We start from the raw sequence: 969 nt of genomic DNA, 5'->3' as shown, positions 1-969 counted from the left end.
CCGCCTAGCGCCATACCCAAAAATGAACCGAATACGCCCCCTGCCATAAAGGCACTGGCCAGTGTCGCACGCATTTCTCTGGGAAAAATCGCCACCACAACAGCGATCCCCACACTGCCATAGGCAGCCTCACCTACTCCAACCATAAACCGAGCAATCAACATATGTTGATAGTTGTCAGCCAAGGCACAGCCCAGCGTTGCTAAACTCCACAAACCTGCCATCAAAGCCAGACTTTCAACACGCCCAAAACGGTCCGCGAGTAAGGACAAAGGCAAAGTCAATAAACCAACCATGAGGGCAACGATGCCACTGAGTAAACCTAACTGACTATCACTGAGTAACCATTCTTGCTTAAGCAGTGGAAATACAGCATTTAACACTTGGCGCGACATATAGTCCGAAATCAATAAACCAAAGGTTAAAGCAAAAACAATCCAAGCATAAAGACGAGGAATACCCATCGAAGTATCTACAACACCACCCGTATGATCTTCATAATTATTAATATGCATACGACCTCCTTGTGTTTTTTATTTGGACGCTGAGCATCGACGTAACCGAGTTTTAAAATGCGGTCACGCCAGATCTAAACGTTTAATTTAACTTCCTTTTAAATAGATCTACTATTTACGCTGTGGTACACCTTTTTGCCCAACTTGACGATTTGGCGCCATTCCATTGGCCAGCAAAGTTTCTTCAATACTGTTGTATTGCACACCAATACGATAAATTTCACGAGCTTCTTGACCATTCGCCACTTCACGCCCTAACTCATGTGCAATACGTACAGTTTGTTTAATTTGTTCTACCGAAGAGAAGCGCTTCCCCTGATGATCGATAATCGTATCTTCATTACCAACACGTGCATGCAGACCCATCGCCATAGACATGGTGTTAAACGGCAGTACATTTTTCAGCAGTGATTCTGAAGTTAAGGTACAACCATCAGGGACACGATGAATAAAG

General features: G+C 44.2%; 2 protein-coding genes. Both read right to left on the bottom strand.

Annotated elements, in window-relative coordinates:
• Positions 1-515 (bottom strand): MFS transporter (locus tag Aru01_RS18265; protein ID WP_042111804.1); only part of this gene is annotated, 515 nt, incomplete at its 3' end.
• A 111-nt stretch (positions 516-626) separates the two neighbouring features.
• The coding region (locus Aru01_RS18260) for a 3-keto-5-aminohexanoate cleavage protein (protein ID WP_042111803.1) at positions 627-969 on the bottom strand (343 nt) is incomplete at its 5' end.

Source organism: Acinetobacter rudis (assembly GCF_000829675.1).
Taxonomy (GTDB): domain Bacteria; phylum Pseudomonadota; class Gammaproteobacteria; order Pseudomonadales; family Moraxellaceae; genus Acinetobacter; species Acinetobacter rudis.
The sequence above is the reverse complement of the archived record's forward strand: the minus strand, read 5'-3'. Positions and strand labels throughout refer to the sequence as shown.